Source organism: Rhodobacter calidifons (assembly GCF_011174775.1).
Classification (GTDB): Bacteria; Pseudomonadota; Alphaproteobacteria; order Rhodobacterales; family Rhodobacteraceae; genus Tabrizicola; species Tabrizicola calidifons.
Genome location: NZ_JAANHS010000020.1, coordinates 1 through 17656, shown reverse-complemented (window position 1 = coordinate 17656; position 17656 = coordinate 1). Strand labels below are relative to the sequence as shown.

At 67.1% G+C, this 17656-nt stretch carries 13 protein-coding genes and 4 pseudogenes; 4 read left to right on the top strand and 13 right to left on the bottom strand.

Annotation, left to right across the window (positions count from 1 at the left end; translation table 11 throughout):
• Positions 1-2: 2 nt before the first annotated feature.
• From G8O29_RS16565 to G8O29_RS16555, 3 genes are read right to left on the bottom strand one after another with little or no spacing between them, the layout of a single operon-like run.
• Positions 3-332: a M48 metallopeptidase family protein gene (locus G8O29_RS16565; protein ID WP_166404337.1), complete on the bottom strand. Its 330-nt coding sequence runs from the start codon at positions 330-332 to the stop codon at positions 3-5.
• Positions 319-651, bottom strand: a complete 333-nt coding sequence (locus G8O29_RS16560; RefSeq protein ID WP_166404336.1) for a hypothetical protein — start codon at positions 649-651, stop codon at positions 319-321. The genes G8O29_RS16565 and G8O29_RS16560 overlap by 14 nt, the downstream gene beginning before the upstream one ends.
• 38 nt (positions 652-689) lie before the next feature.
• The gene (locus G8O29_RS16555; protein ID WP_166404335.1) at positions 690-1094 is read right to left on the bottom strand and encodes a hypothetical protein; all 405 of its coding nucleotides are present in this window, start codon (positions 1092-1094) and stop codon (positions 690-692) included.
• A 79-nt stretch (positions 1095-1173) separates the two neighbouring features.
• Between G8O29_RS16555 and G8O29_RS16550 the strand changes: the two are divergent.
• Both G8O29_RS16550 and G8O29_RS16545 read left to right on the top strand, forming a co-directional pair.
• Positions 1174-3615, top strand: a pseudogene (locus G8O29_RS16550) (baseplate multidomain protein megatron); the annotation flags it as partial.
• Positions 3616-3647: 32 nt separating this feature from the next.
• Positions 3648-5555, top strand: coding sequence for a DUF2793 domain-containing protein (locus G8O29_RS16545; RefSeq protein WP_166404334.1), 1908 nt, complete (start codon positions 3648-3650; stop codon positions 5553-5555).
• 155 nt (positions 5556-5710) lie between these two features.
• On the opposite strand, the gene G8O29_RS18580 is transcribed toward G8O29_RS16545, so the two are convergent.
• The 9 genes and pseudogenes from G8O29_RS18580 to G8O29_RS16505 form a co-directional block, all read right to left on the bottom strand.
• Complete coding sequence (locus G8O29_RS18580; protein ID WP_367890192.1) at positions 5711-6325, bottom strand: NAD(P)-binding protein; 615 nt, start codon at positions 6323-6325, stop codon at positions 5711-5713.
• Positions 6313-7365 (bottom strand): annotated as a pseudogene (locus G8O29_RS18575) (cation:proton antiporter domain-containing protein). Before G8O29_RS18575 ends, G8O29_RS18580 begins: the two are co-directional and overlap by 13 nt.
• A gap of 243 nt (positions 7366-7608) precedes the next feature.
• Entirely contained in the window at positions 7609-9390 is a 1782-nt protein-coding gene (locus G8O29_RS16535) for an ABC transporter ATP-binding protein (RefSeq protein WP_166404333.1), read from the bottom strand.
• Positions 9387-10346 carry an acetamidase/formamidase family protein gene (locus G8O29_RS16530; RefSeq protein ID WP_166404332.1) on the bottom strand — a complete coding sequence of 320 codons (960 nt, stop codon included), beginning with the start codon at positions 10344-10346 and terminating at the stop codon, positions 9387-9389. The genes G8O29_RS16535 and G8O29_RS16530 overlap by 4 nt, the downstream gene beginning before the upstream one ends.
• The gene (locus tag G8O29_RS16525) at positions 10347-11960 is read right to left on the bottom strand and encodes an ABC transporter substrate-binding protein (protein ID WP_166404331.1); all 1614 of its coding nucleotides are present in this window, start codon (positions 11958-11960) and stop codon (positions 10347-10349) included.
• A gap of 18 nt (positions 11961-11978) precedes the next feature.
• The gene (locus G8O29_RS16520; protein WP_166404330.1) at positions 11979-12899 is read right to left on the bottom strand and encodes an ABC transporter permease; all 921 of its coding nucleotides are present in this window, start codon (positions 12897-12899) and stop codon (positions 11979-11981) included.
• Positions 12899-13780: an ABC transporter permease gene (locus G8O29_RS16515; protein WP_166404329.1), complete on the bottom strand. Its 882-nt coding sequence runs from the start codon at positions 13778-13780 to the stop codon at positions 12899-12901. The genes G8O29_RS16520 and G8O29_RS16515 overlap by 1 nt, the downstream gene beginning before the upstream one ends.
• Positions 13758-14360 (bottom strand): ANTAR domain-containing response regulator, encoded by a 603-nt coding sequence (locus tag G8O29_RS16510; RefSeq protein WP_166404328.1) that lies wholly within the window; start codon positions 14358-14360, stop codon positions 13758-13760. Before G8O29_RS16510 ends, G8O29_RS16515 begins: the two co-directional genes overlap by 23 nt.
• The gene (locus tag G8O29_RS16505) at positions 14357-15427 is read right to left on the bottom strand and encodes a transporter substrate-binding protein (RefSeq protein WP_166404327.1); all 1071 of its coding nucleotides are present in this window, start codon (positions 15425-15427) and stop codon (positions 14357-14359) included. Before G8O29_RS16505 ends, G8O29_RS16510 begins: the two co-directional genes overlap by 4 nt.
• Before the next feature lie 600 nt (positions 15428-16027).
• Between G8O29_RS16505 and G8O29_RS16500 the strand changes: the two are divergent.
• A pseudogene (locus G8O29_RS16500) lies at positions 16028-16265 on the top strand (integrase core domain-containing protein); the annotation flags it as partial.
• A gap of 265 nt (positions 16266-16530) precedes the next feature.
• Here G8O29_RS16500 and G8O29_RS16495 read toward each other — a convergent pair.
• The gene (locus G8O29_RS16495; protein WP_166404326.1) at positions 16531-17190 is read right to left on the bottom strand and encodes a transposase; all 660 of its coding nucleotides are present in this window, start codon (positions 17188-17190) and stop codon (positions 16531-16533) included.
• Positions 17191-17268: 78 nt separating this feature from the next.
• On the opposite strand from G8O29_RS16495, the pseudogene G8O29_RS18900 reads away from it, so the two are divergent.
• Positions 17269-17514, top strand: a pseudogene (locus G8O29_RS18900) (integrase core domain-containing protein); the annotation flags it as partial.
• Positions 17515-17656: the final 142 nt, after the last annotated feature.

Here is a 17656-nt window from a genome sequence, read left to right as displayed (position 1 = left end):
GATTATCGAGAAACCCCTGATCGATTTCCGTCCAAGCGGTGCTTCTCATATTCACGCCAGTGGGGCACATTCGCTGTCATCAGTGCCTTGAAGACTTTGCCATGGTTGGGAACCCGTAGATGCAGCAACTCGTGTGCGATTACGAAGTCCTGGAAGCACTTCTCCTGATCGGCCAGGTCCTCGGCAAGTGTGACGATACCGCCGGTTGAGCATAATCCCCACTTGCGCGTCATGCGCTGGATTCGGACAATGCGCGGCGTCGCCTTCAGACGCTCACACCAGTAGTCGACCCGGGCGCGGAGAGGGGCGCGTCGGTCTTCAGGACTCGGCATCGTGATCGCCGTAGAGGAGGATCGCCAGAACCAGATCTACAACCCGGCCGCGCTCCTCTTTGCAGAGCCCGAGAAGCGGGCGGTAGAGGGTGGCGCGCAGCTTCCGACGTTCGTCGTCATTGACCTTGGCGTTCGGGAAACGATGCATCTCGGTTTCCGCGTCGCGCGCCAGTTCCATGGGAGAAATGCCGGCGTTACGGAGAGGTTCGTCGTCCTTGAGGTTCCAGTAGACACCAAACGCTCGCGCGGAGAGCCCGCTATCCTTTGCGGCCTTGATCGCCTCCTCCTTTTCCTTTGCCAGCGCCGCCAGCATGTCCATGGCCGCGAGACCAGTGGTGTTTCGATTCTCAAGATCCTTCAGGATCCGCTCGGCCCGATCCTTCGCGCTCGTGCCGCGGCGATCAGAGCCTCCTTCGGCGCGTTGCCCTTGCCGGTGGCGTGGCGCTTGATGGTGCCGACCGGGACGCCTTGATAAGCAACCGAGTTCTGCTCGCACCACACTTCGAGAATTGCCAACCAGCCTCCGTAGAGATGGGAGGCGTCCGTCCCCGCATGCCGGCGAACCTGCTCGTAGATCAGCTGATCGAAGCCGCCGGAGAGCTGATGGACCTCGTCCAGCCACGCTCGGAAGCGCAGAAAGCGCATGCCGCCACCCTGCCACCGGTCCTGCTTGAATTCGACGACGCCGGTCGTGATTGCCCGATCACGCGTTAGAAGCGCCCATCCAGTCCGCGTACCAAGGTCCAAAGCCAAGATGCTCATCTTACGTGCTCCCAGCTGGACCACGCGAGGATCTTGAACACCGAACGCTTATGGAGACCGTAGCCCTCGGCGATCACCGGTCGGCTATGCCGCCGACTGGTCGGAGTATTTCGGGCACCAGCCGGGCGATGGCAGCGGCGATGTGTTCTTCCACCTCGACCCGCTCTGGGCCGATCCGGACATCGATTTCGTCGGCATCGACAATTACATGCCGCTCTCCGACTGGCGCGACGGGTTCGACCATGCCGATGTGCTCGAGGGTTGGCCCGCGATCCATGACCGCGCCTATCTGCAGGCCAACATCGCGGGCGGCGAGGGCTTCGACTGGTTCTACGGCTCGGAGGCCGACCGGTCGGCGCAGCTGCGGACGCCCATCAGTGACGGCAGCGCGGGCAAACCATGGGTGTTCCGCTACAAGGATCTGCGCGCCTGGTGGTCGGAGCCGCATTTCAACCGCCCAGGCGGGGTGGAAAGCGGCACGCCCACGGCATGGGTGCCGCTGTCGAAGCCCGTCTGGTTCACCGAACTCGGCTGCCCCGCCATCGACCGAGGAACCAACCAGCCGAACGTCTTCTTCGACCCGAAGTCCTCCGAGAGCTTCACGCCGTACTTCTCCCGCGGCTGGCGCGACGACGCGATCCAGCGCGCCTATATCGAGGCGACCTATCTCTGGTGGGGCGAGGCCGCGAACAACCCGACCTCCGCAGTCTATGGCGGCCGGATGGTGCATGTGCCGGAATGCGCTGCCTGGACCTGGGATGCGCGGCCCTATCCGTTCTTCCCCGCGCTCGAGGGGGTGTGGACGGACGGACCCAACTGGCGGCTGGGCCACTGGCTGACCGGTCGGCTCGGGGCGGTGTCGCTCGCGGCCCTCGTGCGGCATCTCTGCCTGCGCGCCGGGCTGCCGGCTCAGCGCATCGACGTAACCGGCCTCTGGGGCGCGGTGGAGGGCTATGCCATCGGCGCGCTGGAATCCCCGCGTGCCTCGATCACCACGCTGGCGCGGCATTTCGGCTTCGATGCGGTCGAGACCGGCGGGGTGATCCGCTTCGTCATGCGCGGGCGCGCCGCTGTCGCGGAACTGGGCCCCGACGACCTCGTCGCCGCCCCCGATCCCCGCGCCGAGGGGCTGGAGCTGACCCGCGCGCAGGAGACGGAACTGCCCCAGGCGCTGAAGTGGCAGCTGGCCCGCGCCGACGAGGATTATGACGCAGCCCAGGTCGAGGCGCAGCGCATCACTGTGTCCGCGAGCCGGGTCGCGTCCGAGGCCTTCCCCATGGCCGTGGCGCCCGAGGAAGCCGAGCGCCGCTGTCGCCGCGCGCTGATGGAAGCCTGGATCGGCCGCGAGACCGCCAGCTTCCGCCTGCCGCCCTCGCGCCTGGAGCTGGACCCCGCCGACGTGATCCGGCTTTCACACGACGGCCGCAGCCTCGACTTCCGGTTGCTGTCCACCGCTGATGCCGAGGCGCGCGGGATCGAGGCGATCCGCGAGGACCGCGCCGCCTACGACCTGCCGCCCGGCGATCCGCGACCCGCCACGCTCGCGCGCCCGCTGGTGCTGGCCGCCCCCGAGGTCGCCTTCCTCGACCTGCCGCAGCTGACCGAGGACCAGCCCGCGCACCGTCCCTTCATTGCCGCCCATGCACGCCCCTGGCCCGGCGAACTTGCCGTCTTCCGCAGCCCCGGCAGCGACGGGTTCGAACTCCTGACCACCGTGCCCACCCGCGCCCGCATGGGCGTGCTGGCCTTCGACCTCTGGCCCGGTCCGGTTTCCCGCTTCGATCTGGGCAATGCCCTGACGCTCGATCTCTTCACCGGCACGCTGGAGAGCGTCACCGATCTGAGCCTGTTCGGCGGGGCCAATGCGCTGGCCATCGAGGCCAGCCCCGGTGTCTGGGAGATCGTGCAGGCCGGAATGGTCGAGCTGATCGCACCGGGGCGCTACAGGCTCACCCGCTTGCTGCGCGGCCAGCGCGGGACGGAAGGTGCGTTGGGGAACCCGGCCCCGGCCGGGGCGCGGGTGGTGGTGCTCGACAGCACGCTCGCGCCGCTGCCGGTCGCGCTGGGGGATATCGGCCTGCCGTGGAACTGGCGCATCGGCCCGGCAACGCGGTCACCCTCGGACGAGACCTATGTCGCGCAAGCCTTCACGCCTGCGGGTCTCGGCCTGCGCCCCTTCGCGCCGGTCCATGTCGAACAGCCCTGGCGGCGGGCGCGCACTCCTAGCGATCTGACGATCCGCTGGACCCGCCGCTCCCGCGCGCTCGAGGCCGATGCCTGGGAACAGGTCGAGGTTCCGCTCGGGGAGGAGGTCGAAGGCTACGAGGTCGAGATCCGTGACGGGGCGACGGTGAAGCGGTTGCTGACGAGCAGCACGACCTCCGTTCTCTACACCGCTGCCCAGCAGACCAGCGACTGGGGCGCGCCGCTCGGTCCCGGCGACACGCTCGTCATCCGCATCTTCCAGCTCTCCGCCCGCCTCGGGCGGGGCGCGCCTGCCGCCGTCACGCTGCAATTCTGATCCCCGACATCGGGAACGCCACAGGATCAACCATGTCCGACACCACCACCCATCTCGGCCTGCCGTATCTCATGGCCGCGCAGGCGCAGAAGCATGTCACCCACAACGAGGCGCTGCGGCTCCTCGATGCCATGGTGCAGCTGGCCGTGCTGGATCGCACGCGCGCAGCACCCCCCGCCAGCCCCGCCGACGGCGACCGCCACCTCGTGGCCTCGGGCGCGACCGGGCTCTGGGCGGGCTGGGATCTGAACGTGGCCTTCTGGGTCGACGGCGTCTGGCTCCGGCTGGCTCCGCGCCCTGGCTGGCTGGTCTGGGTCGCGGACGAGGGCGCTTTCCTCGTCTGGTCCGGCAGCAGCTGGGCCAGCGTCGGCGAGCCGCGCGACGTGTCTGATGCCGTATTCAGCCTCGTCAACGACGCCGATCCGACGAGGAAGGCGGTCTTCTCGCTGGCTGGGATCTCGACCGGACAGACGCGGACCTACACGCTGCCGAACACCTCCTCGGAACTGGCGATCCTCGCGGGCACCCAGACTTTCTCGGGCAACAAGACCTTCTCCGGCACGCTGACCGCCTCCGGGGGAACCGCGAGCATCGGCACCTCGACCGGCACGGCGACCTACGGACTGGGAACCGGCGCCACGACCAACGGCACCACCAAGACCGTGAACCTCGGCACAGGCGGCGCATCCGGGTCGAACACCGTGGTCAACATCGGCTCGGCGACATCCGGCGCCGGTGGGACGACCGTGATCAACACGCCCACCGTGACTTTCGCCAACAGCGTCACGCAGGTCGGCATGCCCCAGGCGAACCTGACGGCCCAGCAGCTCGGCCTCGGCTGGGCCACCGCCGACAGCTTCAACCGCTTCTCGATCAACATGCCGGCGATGCTGTTCAACCACGCGGGCAATGGCATCGAGGCGACCTTCAACAAGAACGCGCCGGCCGACGACGCGGCCTTCGCTTTCAAGACCGGGTTTTCGGCCCGCGCCCTGATCGGCCTCCTCGGCAACGACGACTTCGGCTTCAAGGTCAGCCCGGATGGGTCCACCTACTATGACGCCATCCTCATCGACCGTGCCAGCGGCCGGGTGGAGCTGCCCGAGCCGATGGTCCTGCCCAGCCGCGCCACACCGCCCGATCCGCCGCCTGCGGGCCGCATCCATCTCTACGCCCGCGACCGGGCGGGGTCGGCCTGGCTCGAGGTCATGCGGCCCTCGGGGCGACTCTTCCCGCTCCAGCCGCATTTCGGGGTGAACCGGATCGCCTACTGGGCGCCGTCCTCGGGCACCACGATCAACGCGATCGGCATGCCGCGCTCGGGCGTCGGCACCGCCTCCACGCCCGGGCTCGCCACCACCAACCTCTCCACCTCCATGCGCCGCTGGCGGATGACCAGCGCCGCCACCGTGGACGCCGCAGCCGAGGAACGCTCCGCCGGCTGGGTCTGCTGGCGCGGCAATGCCGAGGGCCTGGGCGGCTTCACCTATGTGAACCGGCTCTCGCTGACGACCCTGCAGCCTACCGGCATGGGGTTCTTCGGGCTGATGGGGTCGACCTCGGCACTGGCCACGACGCTCGCGCTCTCTGCCGTCGTCAACGCCATCGGCATCGGCTTCCAGCGCGGCACTCACGCCAACTGGCAGATCGTCCACAACTCGGGCTCCGGCACGCCCACGCTCATCAATCTCGGCGCGAGCTTCCCCGTCGACTCCGCGACCAAAGTCCTGAAACTCTTCCTCTACGCCGCCCCCAATGCCGCCTCGGTCTGGGTCCGCGTCGTCGAGGAAGTCTCCGGCGCCATCGCCGAGGTCGAGATCACCGCGAACCTCCCCGCCGCCACCCAGCTCCTGAGTCCCCGCAACTACATGAACACCGGCAGCACAGCGGCTGCGGTCGCCTACGACTGCTCAGGCGTCTACGTCGAGACCGACTATTGAGAGCACCGCAGCGGCGGGTGCGCTGCAATAGGCACATAGCTGGATCCGGTCTCGGGCCCAAATGCCCAGAAGGCGCCAACCCCGGCAAAGTCAAATCCGCTTTGGGATGCAAGCGTCGGGCCGTCCCGCCTATTGAGGGAGGACGCGCGATGCTGTCATTCCGCCGTCTGTTCCGGAGCGCCCTTGTCACCTCGCAGCGCATCGCGCAGACGCCGCGCGGCTTCTTCGGCCGCGTCGGCATAGGGCGACAGAACGATCGCGGCTCCAAGGTTGCGATAACGCTCTGCCAGCGGCTCCTCCTCGGCCGTCACGGCGATGAGACCCGAGTGGCCGAGGTCGCGCAGGGCACGGATGACGGTGGCGTGCGGATCGGCGTCGGTCAGCGGCGCCGCAACCGCCGGTGTGGCCGAGATCGCGGCCCGAATTCCGGCCAGAGGCAGATGCGCCAGCATCTCGGGGTCGGAGGCGTCGCCCAGAACCGCGTCGAACCCGCGGTCGCGGGCCATGCGCACGGTTTCAGGATTGAAGTCCACCCCGAGAGGACGGAAGCCATCCTCTGCAAGCGCCTGGGCGATCCGAAAACCGTAACGTCCGAGCCCGAGCACCAGCACATCATGGGGCCGGGTATCCGAACCGGGCGTGTCATCCTCCTTCTCGCGCATAGGGTTGCGTCGCTCGAAGATGCCGAGATAGGGCCCCAGCCTTTCGTAGAGCCTGTGCGACCAGGTGATCATGTAGACCGACAGCGTGATCGTGATCAGACCGACCACGGTGACAAGGCCGATCGACTCTGGCTGGACTGGCCCATCGACACACCCGTGGCCATGAAGATCAGGGAGAATTCCGAGATCTGCGCCACGGTGAGCCCGGCCAGAAAGCCGGTCCGCTTGCGGTAGCCCATCCAACCCATGATCGCCAGCACGATCAGCGGATTGCCGATCAGCACGAAAAGCGAGAACAGGATCGCCCCGGCGACATGCATGCCCAGAAGCGACAGGTCCAGCGTGGCCCCGAGGGCGATGAAGAAGAACAGGAGCAGGAAGTCCGGCAAGGGCGCGAGCCGGGCGGCGATGGTCTCGCGGTAGGGCGTCGAGGCGAGCGCGACGCCTGCCATCAGACCGCCGACTTCCTTGCCAAGGCCGACGTGGTCGCCAAAGGCGGCGAACATGGCGGCCAGCGCGATGGCGAAGATCACCGGAAGCTCGGGCGTACGGGCCAGCCGTTCGGTCAGCGGATTGGCGACGTAGCGCACGAACACGACCACCGCGGCGACCAGCGCCAGCCCCGAGGCCAGAACGGTGGCCACCGACCCACCGCCATGCCCATCCTCGGCCGCGCCGATCCCGATCGCCGACAGCACGATCATCGCCAGCACCACCACGAGGTCCTGGACGATCAGGAACCCCAGCGCGATCTAGCCATGCAGCGCGTCGATCTCGCGCTTGTCGGACAGTAACTTGACGATGATGATGGTCGAGGAAAACGTCAGCGCGACCGCGACATAGAGGCTGGTGATGTGACCCAGCCCAAGGGCGAGGCCGATCAGATAGCCGAAGAAGGCGGTGAAGAGGACCTGCCCAAGCCCGGTGAGAACCGAGACGACACCCAGCGACCGGATCAGCTTGACGTCCAGCTTGATGCCGACAAGGAACAGCAGCACTGCTATGCCAAGCTCGGACAGAAGCTCGATCTGCGCGTCCGACCGCACGAAATCCAGGGCCAACGGCCCCGCGACCAGGCCCACGGCGATGAAGCTGACGATCAGCGGCTGGCGTGCCAGCGTGCCGATCAGCCCGATCCCTGCGGCCATGACCGGAAGCAGGGCTACTTCGGCAAAAGGGGCGAGACTCGGCATCACGACGTCCGGCCCGCATCCCGATCCTGCGATTCGGCGTTGGTCGGTCCGGGCACTGTCCGATGCTGGTCCTGCGGCATGGTCTTTTGCGTCTTGTGCGGTTTGGTGAAGGATAGCGAAGCATAGCCGGTTTCGAATGACTTGTGTCAATCGACGCCGCGATCCCGACAACGCCGGGAGTTTCCGCGCCTGCCGGTCCTATCCGGCCGATGTGCCCACCAGGTGGCCGTCACCGATGTCCCGCAGGATGACCCGCGCCGGCTCATGGCCGGGGCGATGCACGGGGCTGGGGACTTCGGAAGCGTCGCGCGGACGGGACAGGCGTTTCAGCCTTGGGTCGGGTATCGGAACCGCTTCGATCAGGCGGCGGGTATAGGGGTGCTGGGGATTGCCGAAGATCTGCGCGCGGGTTCCCATCTCGACGATCTGTCCCAGAAACATCACCGCGACCCGGTCCGAGATGTTGTCGACGACCGCCATGTCATGGCTGATGAACAGATAGGACATGCCGAGTTCGGACTGGAGCGCCCGAAGCAGGTCAAGCACCCGCGCCTGGACCGAGACATCCAGCGCCGAGACGCTTTCGTCGGCGATGATGAGGTCGGGCTGCAGGGCCAACGCGCGCGCGATGCAAATGCGCTGGCGCTGGCCGCCGGAAAATTCATGAGGATAGCGGTCAAGATGGCTGGCTTCCAACCCCACGCGGGCCATCAGGTCGGCGGCGCGGGCGCGCTGGCTGGCGGCATCGCCGATGTCGTGGATCACCAGCGGCTCGGCAATCAGCTCGCCCACCTTCATCCGCGGGTTCAACGCCGCCATCGGGTCCTGGAACACCATCTGCACGCGGCGGCGCATCGCCTTCAGGCCCGCGGGGTCCAGCCCTTGCATCGCCTGCCCGCCGATCTCGATCTGGCCCTGGTGCGGGGCCAGGCCGACGAGGGCCTTAGCGATGGTGGACTTGCCGCAGCCGGATTCGCCCACCAGCGCGAAGGTCTCGCCCTTGCGGATGTCGAAGCTGACATGTTCGACAGCGTGGACGTTGTGGGTGATCCTGCCAAGCAGACCGCCGCGCAGCGGGTAGCGGACCACGACGTCGGACAGTCGGGCAATCGGCTCGCCGGTAACAGGCGCGCGCGCAGAGCCCCGGCCCAGACGCGGGACAGCCGCGAGAAGGGCCTGGGTATAGGCCGCTTGCGGGCGACCGAAGATGTCTTCGGTCGACGCGGTTTCCACCTGGCGGCCCTGCTGCATGACGATGACGCGGTTGGCCATTTCGGCGACCACGCCCATGTCATGCGTGATGAGGATGATTGCGGTGCCCAGCCGCGCCTGCAAATCCCGCAGAAGGTCCAGAACCTCGCGCTGCACGGTCACATCCAGTGCCGTGGTGGGTTCGTCGGCGATCAGCACTTCGGGACGCAGCGCCAGCGCCATCGCGATCATCACCCGCTGGCGCATGCCGCCGGACAGTTCGTGCGGATACTGGCCCATCCGCCGTTCGGGTTCCGACAGGCGGACGGCGCGAAGGGCTTCGATGGCGCGACGGCGGGCTTCGGTCCGGCCGACGGGCGCGTGCGCGCGGATTGCTTCCGAGAGTTGCGCGCCAACGGTCATGACCGGGTTGAGAGAGGTCATCGGCTCCTGGAAGATCATAGCGATCCGGTCGCCCCGGACCTGACGCAGGGCGGGTTCGGAGAGCGCGGTCAGGTCCTGCTGCCCGAACCGGATGCTGCCCCCGGTCACGCGGACGGCGGGTTGCGGCAGCAGGCCCATGATGGCAAGCGACGTGATCGACTTGCCCGAGCCGCTTTCCCCGGCGATGGCCAGGGTCTCGCCCTTGCGCAAATCGAAAGACAGGTCCTGAACCAGGGGTTTCAGCCCCTGTTCCGTCCGGGCCGAGACGCACAGCCCCTCGACCCGAAGGACGGTCTCCGGGGCGGGGGCCGCCCCGGACGCTGGCAAGGCTTCCGCAAGGGTCATTCGAAGACGACCCGGGGGAAGTAGAAGCTGACGACCCAGTTCGGCATGTCCACGATTTCCGAAATCCGCAGGTCGCCGCAGACCGAGCAGAGCATGTAGGCGTCCACCGCCGAGATGCCCTGCTGCCTCGTGAGAAGGTCGATCATCCCCGACACCGCGTCCCGGGCCGCTGTCATCAGGTCCGGCCCGATGCCCGTCGTCGCCTCATAGCCCTTGGCGTCCAGGTGCCGCGTCACCGGCCCGGGAGTGGTGAAGCGCGGGGTTTTCAGCGGCTGGTCCTTCACCAGGTCCAGCGTGAGGACCACGTTCATCGGGCTTTCGATCGCCGTCCCGCAGACCTCGCCATCGCCCTGCGCGGCATGGGTGTCGCCGACGCTGAAGAGCGCGCCCTCCACCTCGACCGGCAGATACAGCGTGACGCCCGCCGTCAGGTCGCGGATGTCGAGGTTGCCGCCGACTCGCCGGGGCGGGACGACGGAGTGGAGGCCGGGTTCAGCGAGAGCATTGCCGATGGTGCCGCAGAAGGGCTTCAAGGGCACGCGGGCGGACTTGCCCCACATCGCCGGTTCCATGCTGACCGGGTCGTAGGACCACAGGCACAGCGCAGGGTCGGTGAACTGGTCGGCCAGAAGGCCGAAGCCCGGAATGTTCGCCGTCCAGCCGAAGCCCTTGCCGTCGAACACCTTTGGGGCGAAACCCTTCAGCGTCACCTTCAGCACGTCGCCTGGTTTCGCCCCGTCCACCCAGATCGGCCCCGACACCGGGTTGATCTTGCCGAAGTCGAGGTCGATGACGCTTTGCAGGGTGGACGACGGGCCAAGCTGGCCCGCCGAGGAATCATGACAGTGGAACTCGATGGTCGACCCCGGCGCGACGCGCAGCGCGGGCGGGAGCGAGTTGTCCCAGCCGAAATGATGCTGCGCGCCGTGGATCGTGTAGTCGCAGGCCTTGCACATTTACTCTTTGACCCAGACGTAGTCGTAGTTGACCGGGATCGAGACCGGATCGACGTAAAGCGCATCCTCGCCGCCCATGCGTTCCGACTTTATCGTGTAGCGCTCCTCGTTGAAGACCGGGACCCAGGGGGCCTGTTCCATCACGCCCATGTAGACGTCGGACCAGAGCTTCAGCCGCTCCTCGGCCTTGGCCGGGTCAGCCATGCTGTCGGCCTCGGCGGCCTTGGCATCCAGCACCGGGTCGCAGAACTTGGACCAGTTCCAGCCGCCGTCGACCGCGCCGGCGCAGCCGAGGATCGGGCCGTAGAAGTTCGACGGATCGGGGAAGTCGGCGATCCATGCCATGCCGCCCGACCAGATCATCGGCGCGGTGCCAGCACCCCCGGCCTCGATCACGTTGGCCTGGGCGAGGTTCTGGATGTTCGCCTTGATCCCGATGGCCGCGAGGTCCTGCTGGATCGCTTGCGCGATGCGCGGGTTCGGGTCGGTGTTCATCACGTAAAGCTCGGTCTCGAAGCCGTCGGCCAGCCCCGCCTCGGCCAAGAGCGCCTTGGCGCCCTCGGGGTCGTAGGGATAGCCCGCATAGCCTTCGGTATAGCCCGGCATCGAGGGCGGCAGCGGCTGGGTTGCCGGAACCGCGCGGCCGTTGATGATCTGGACAATCCGGTCCTTGTTGATCGCCATGTTCACCGCCTTGCGGACCTCGAGCTTGTCGAAGGGCGGGATCGTGACGTTCAGCGTGATGTAGCCGGTGTGCAGCTGGCCGCCGACCACGACACGCGCGGCCTGGGCCGGGTCGCCCATCACCTCGGTGAACTTGGCGGGCGGGATGCCGTCGCCGGGGACGTCAACCTCGCCGTTCTGCAGGCGCAGAAGGGCGACGACCGGCTCTTGCCCGACCTCGAACACGACCGAATCGAGGAACGGCACGCCCGGACGCCAGTAGTCGGCGTTCTTCTCGAACACCAGCCGCTGACCCAGCGTCCATTCCGCCAGCTTGAAGGCCCCGGTTCCGACCGGCTTCTTGCCGAAATCGGCCCCGGCCTCGTCCACCGCCTCTTTCGGCACAACACTGGCGAAGTTCAGCGCCATGACATGCAGGAAGGTCGCGTCGGGGCGGGACAGGGTGATCTTCACGGTCAGCGGGTCCACGACCTCGACCCCCGACAGCCCGCCCGGCCCGGCGTTCTCGAACCCGGCGATGGCGCTGAAGAAGCCCGCGCCCGGCGACTGCGTCTCGGGGTTGGTCACGCGGTCCAGCGAGTATTTCACGTCCTCGGCCGTCATCTCGCGCCCGTTGTGGAACTTGACCCCGGCGCGCAAGCGGAAGGTGTAGGTCAACCCGTCCTCGGAAATCTCGTAGCTTTCCGCAAGGCCCGGGCGCAGCGTCGTGGTGCCCGGGACATAATCCATCAGCCCGTCGAACAGCGACTTGATCATCGACCAGTTCTGCCAGTCGTAGCCGATGGCCGGGTCCAGCGTCGCCACGTCATCCTTGTAGGTGACGGTGATCGACCCGCCGGGTTTCGCGGCGGGGTCGGGCGTGTAGTCCTGTGCCAAGGCAGGCAGGGCCAGCGCCAGCATGACGGCGGTAGAGGCGAGCAGTCTTTTCATTCTTTCTCTCCTGTTGGGTTAGCGAAGACGGATCCGGGGGTCGATGAGGGGGGCGATGAGGTCGGCCAGCAGATTGCCCAGCACGATGGCAAAGGCCGAGACCAGCGTGACGCCCATGATGATCGGGATGTCCACGCGCTGGATGGCCTGCCAGGCCAGTTGCCCGATGCCGGGCCAGCCGAAGACGGATTCCACCACGACGATCCCGCCCATGAAGATGCCGATGTCGATGCCGATCATCGCGATGACGGGCAGGATGGCGTTGGGCAGCGCGTGGCGCAGCACGATCCGCGCGCGGGTCAGGCCCTTGGCGCGGGCGGTGCGGATATAGTCGGCGCGCAAGACGTCGATCATCGAGGACCGCATCATGCGGGAATACCAGCCGGAGCCGAGAATGCCCAAGGTGACGGCCGGCAGCACCAGATGCGCAAAGGTTCCGTAGCCGCCGATCGGGAACCAGCCCAGCTTCACCGCGAAGACGTAAAGGAGAAGCAGGCTGACCACGAATTGCGGGGCCGAGACGGTGACGAAGGAGGTCACCATCAGCGTCTGATCGAGGGCCCTTCCGCGCCACAGCGCGGCGACGATGCCCATGGTCAGGCCGAGGAGCAGCTCGCAGACGATAGCCCCCAGCATCAGCAGCAGCGTGGCCGGCAGGCGCGACAGGATCAGGTCTGCGACCTCGGTCTTCTGGAGGTAGCTGCGCCCCATGTCGCCTTGCAGCAGCGCGCCCAGGTAGCGGCCGTATTGCACGATGAACGGCTTATCGAGGCCAAGCTGCTGGCGGATGTTCTCCACCGTCTCGGCGGTGGCGGAGCGTCCGGCGATCTGGCGCACCGGGTCGGCGGGCAGGACGAAGAGCAGGAAGAAGGTGATGAAGCTGACGCCAAGGAGGATCAGCGCGGACTGGATCAGGCGGCGGATCAGATAGGCGGCCATCAGTCGCGCCCCCTTTGTGTCGGGTCCAGCACGTCGCGCAACGCGTCGCCGACCAGGTTGAAGGCCAGTGCCAGAAGGATGATCGCAGCGCCGGGGATGAAGACCAGCCAGGGCGCGGCCTGGAAGTAGGTCTGGTTCTCGAAGATGATGTTGCCCCAGCTTGGGGTGGGCGGCTGGACCCCGATGCCAAGGAACGAGAGCGTCGCCTCCAGAAGGACCGTGGTGGAAATCCCCAGCGTGCCCCAGACGATGATCGTGGGCAGAAGGTGCGGCAGGATGTGGCGGAAAAGGATGCGGGGGGTGCTTGCGCCCAGCGTGCGTTCCGCCGCGATGAAGTCGCGCGTGGCCAGAGACGAGGTCTCGGTATAGATCACCCGCGCCGTCTGCACCCAGTTCACCAGCGCGATGACCATGGCGACGATCCAGAGCGAGGGCCGGAAGATCGCGGCGAGGCAGATCGCCAGCAGAAGCGCCGGGAAGGCCATCATCAGATCGGTGAAGCGCATTAGGACGCCGCCGATCCAGCCCCGGAAGAAGCCGGCGGTGATGCCGACCAGCGTGCCGATCACCAGCGCAAGGCCATTCGCCACGACCCCGATGACCAGCGAGGTCTGCGCGCCATAGAGGAGCCGGCTGAGAAGGTCGCGGCCCAGAAGGTCGGTCCCCATCAGGAATTTCCCGTCCGGCGGCATCGGCGCGCCTTCCAGCGTCAGCCCGTCGAACATCTGGTCGTTCGGGTCGAAAGGTGCGATCCAGGGGGCAAAGACCGCGCCGGCCACCACCAGGACAATGATCGCCAGCCCGAACAGCGCCAGCTTCCGCCGCAGAAGCCGGGCCAGCGCGCCCTGTGGAGGGACGTCAACGACGCTCGGATCGGTCATCCGCGCCCCCTTGTGCTGCAACGATCCGCGCCGCCGCATTCTCGAAGCTGATCCGCCAGGCCATCGCCATCTGGCGCAGTTGCGCATAAGCCTCGGCGTCGGACTTGCCCCGCGCGGCCAGGAGTGTCACGGCGCGGACCACGGTCTGTCGCTCCTGCAGCCGCCGCCGCAGGTCGGCGATTTCGGCCGACAGCGCCTTTTGCGCGTCAAAGGCGTCCCGCGCGATCAGCAGTGCCGAATAGGCCCCGCCGTCGCCCACGGGCTTCAGAAGCTGGGCATGAGATCCGACCTTCAGCGACCATTCGATCCGGCCCGGAGCCTCGGAGCCGATCAGCGCGATCATCGGGATTGGTGGCTGGCCCGGCTCCCACGGGAACATTCCGTCATGGCCCATGTCGGCGTCGAAGAAGATGTAGTCGGCGGCCAGCGCCTCGGGCCCCAGTTCGGGCCAGGTCTGCACCACTTGCAGGCCGATGGCCGTCAGCTGGCGGCTGAGCGCCTGCACGGTCGGATGCGGTCGATGCAGGATGATCGCCTGCGCCCCGCCGAGGTTCGGAATGCGGATCGCCCGGCGCTTCATGACACCACCCGCAGGCTTGGGGTCGGGATCGACCGGCTGCGGGTAAGGTAGGGGTCGCCCGCCACCGCCTCCCACCGCTTCAGCGTCCTGAAGGCCCCGCCTTCAACCCGGGCGATGACCACCGGAAGGACGGTGTGATGTGTCTCCGGGTCCACGATCCCGCCCCGACCGGCCAGAAGCTGCGACAACGGCCAGGTCTCGGAACCCTCGCGCCCCGCCAGAAGCCGCGCCAGTTCCATCACCGCCGAAAACGCCGCCGCTTCGTGCGACGACCCGAAATTGCCCGCCCCGGGCGCGCCGCGAAAATACGGTCCCGCCGCCACCAGCCCCTCGGCGGCCTGACCGAGCGCAGGCAGTTCGCATTCGGTGACGTTGCAGGACAGGACAGGGCAGCGGTCGGGCCGGAACGCCGCGTCCTCCAGCCCCATGGCGCGATAGGCAGCCATGAATTCATAGGACGACGGCCCGATGAGCGAATTCAGGATGAAGTCCGGCCGGGCAAAACGGACCTCTTCGATCATCCGGCCCACGTCGCGCGACCCGATGGGCAGGTAGCGTTCACCCATAACCTCGCCGCCCGCCGCCATGATCCTCTCGCGGGCCAGTCGGTTCATCTCCCAGCCCCAGATATAGTTCGAGCCGGTCAGATAGGTCCGGCGCCCGTGCGCGGGCATCACCCAGTCGAGAAGCGGCAGAAGGTGCTGGTTCGGACAGGCATGGGTGTAGACCACATGGTCCGACGCCTCGAAGCCCTCATAGGGCACGGCATACCACAGCGTGCCACCGTATTTCTCGACCGTCGGGATGACCTCCTTCCGGCTCCATGAGGTGACGCAACCCACCATGTGCCGGGCCCCGGCATCGCGCAGGATTTCCTCGCAAAGCGGCGCATAGGCGTCGATGTTGCCGCCGGGATCGCGCTCGACCGGAACAAAGCTCAGGTCCAGCGCCGGGTCGCCGTTGACCTGCGCAATCGCCGCCAGCGCGCCCGAACGGCAGGCCTCGGAGATCAGCGAATAGCTGCCCGAGCGCGACAGAAGGATCCCTAGCTTGATCTGCCGTCTCAATCCCATACCCCAAACCTCAAAAGGCCTTGTCGCAGACGTCTATTCGTCTGCGTGCAAGGCCCGAGTGCCACATCACTGATCGTCGATTTATCTCTCGACGATATGAGTGGCCCGACGCGGGTCAAGGCCTCTTGTCGATTTTCTTCCGCAAAGGCCTGGGTCCCCTGGCCGAATGGTCAATCTTCGGGCATCCGGGGGTGCCGGACCGCGGTCATCTGGTCAACGGCCTGACACCTCGTCAGCCGTGCCGGAGCCTGACTCCGCCATCGCCGCGTACAGGGTGTCACAAACAGACGGACATCCGTCTGCGGCAACGGAAAGTGGAGACCTTGCCCGGGCATCTACCGGACCATTGCGGACAATGCCGGTCCTCGGCCCCCCTCGGCACAGGCAAGGCGCTGAAGGGCGGCTTTCGTCATGGCGATCCGTCCCTGCAGGGTCGAAGCCCACGGCCGAGACATCTTCCGGGACGCGCAGGCCCAGTTAAGAAATCAGGACGACCATCACGGCCCAGGTGACCTGACCCCTTGTTTCTCCTCCAGGGCGTGCTGGAATCCCGACCATCAGGAAGGGACCGGAATGAAGCGCAGCAGGTTCACCGCTGTCGCCGACACCTCGCTTTCGGGCAAGCGCGTGGTCCGCGAGCTCCGAGGCGCTGATCGCCAGGCGCGGAAATCCCGGCGTCATCGTCAGCGACAACGGGACCGAGTTCACGTCGTCGGCCGTGCTCAAATTCACCCAGGAGCACAAGGTGGACTGGCGTTACATCGCCTCCGGCAAGCCGACCCAGAACGCGTTCGCCGAGAGCTTCCAGGGCCGGCTGCGCGACGAATGCCTTCTGTGGTCGGGACTTCGGCGTCAAGCGCTGCGTCGATCCCCGGTCCCTTGAGGGGTCATGCTTCTGCCCGCGGTCGGCCCTGGCGGGGCGCGCCGCATGATGGAGGTCGAAGGTGAGGCGGACCAAGCTAAACGGCGGGCTTGCGGTTGCGCGCGGGAGCAGCCCAGACATTCGTGCGGCCTTCGCCTCATCCCCGTACCTGCCGGGACCTCGGATCGATCGGCGCGACGTCTCGCCCGACCGGAAGTTCAGCGTCCTCCCGCCATCATGCCTCTGCGGTCCAGCGGAACTGCGTCTCGTCGCGCCACATCCGGTGCATGACGACGGCCAGCTTCCGGGCGACGGCGACGCGCGCCTTCTTCAGCGAGCTGCGCTTCGCGATCTTCACGCCCCAGGTCTTCAGCGCAGTCCATTGCGTCGAGCGCGTCAGCATGACGTGCGCGGCGGTGTAGAGCGCGCTGCGCGTGAAGGCGTCGCCGGAGCGGGTGATCCGCCCGCGCTGATCAGTCTCGCCGGATTGGTGTTGTCGCGGCGCGAGGCCGAGATGGGCGCCGACGTCGGCGGAGCGGCGGAACCGATCCGGCCGGTCGATGGTGGTCTTGAACGCCTGCGCCGTCACCGGGCCGACGCCGGGAATGGTCATGAACCGCCGACACAACTCGTCGTTCTGGGTCACCCGCAAAAGCTCGGCCTGAAGCGCCGCGAGCTCCTTGCGAATGGCGGCGCGGGCGCGCAGCAGCGCCTCCAGCGGCCCAGCCTCAAGGCCGATGCGCTCGAACACGCCGTCGAGCTTCGCCAGCGCGGCCACGATCGTGACCGAATCGGAGATAGCCTTCGTCTCGAGGCGAATGACCCCATCCTCGTCGACCGCGCAGACGCTGGTCGTCTCGAGGGACACATCCAATCCGACATAGAGCTTGGGCATGACGGTTCTCCAGCAGCAGGACATCATGCCGGAAGTTGAGCACCGACGGCCGCCGAGCCGAAGTCCCGACTACGCCATCTCAACGAACACATGTTCCTCTCGATGAACCACGCCCGCGCCGTGATCGGCGGCTGGGTCCACGACTGCAACACCGCCCGCCCGCACTCCTCGCTGGGCTACCTTACCCCCGCAGCCTTCGCCGCCACGTCGCACCCGCAACGGGCATCGACGCTGCGCCACCTGAAAAGCTCCGCGCCGATGCCCGTTGCTCACGGCCCCGGCGCGCGCAATTCTCAACTCGCGGTTCCAGTCGCCGCTGGATGAGCGACAGGGGTCAGGTCAACGGCAATTCTGTGGCGCTAATCTACCGAGGGCTTAACGCGCTTCAAGAGATGGGGTGGATGCCGCTCTCCCCTGACGGCATTGCGATGTGCCAAACTCGTGGTGTCGAAGCACAAGCTGTAGG